The 245-nt window shown below is 55.1% G+C and carries 1 protein-coding gene; it reads left to right on the top strand.

Annotation, left to right across the window (positions count from 1 at the left end; all coding sequences use genetic code 11):
* Window positions 1–192 (top strand): hypothetical protein (locus FNJ47_RS50840; RefSeq protein WP_206685441.1); only part of this gene is annotated, 192 nt, incomplete at its 5' end.
* Between the last annotated feature and the right edge of the window lie 53 nt (window positions 193–245).

Here is a 245-nt window from a genome sequence, read left to right as displayed (position 1 = left end):
GTGTTGATTTTCCAGATCATACGCGCCCCACAGACTCTCTCGAAGCCTGCCTTTAACCACCGCGTCTCTGTTTACCCGGCGGCGACGGACTGCCTCGTTTGGGACAGGCATTTCATTCGAGCACCATTCTTTGGCGACTTCGTCACTTGGGCGATAGCGGTGCGCAAACGACTACTAGACAACTCCTGCTAATCGAGCCGAACGGCGACGTCAGGATCAATGGACGTGATGTTGTCGAGATCGAC

The sequence above is a fragment of the Bradyrhizobium uaiense genome (genome assembly GCF_010811875.1).
Taxonomy (GTDB): domain Bacteria; phylum Pseudomonadota; class Alphaproteobacteria; order Rhizobiales; family Xanthobacteraceae; genus Bradyrhizobium; species Bradyrhizobium uaiense.
This window is presented reverse-complemented; position numbering and strand designations above follow the sequence as displayed.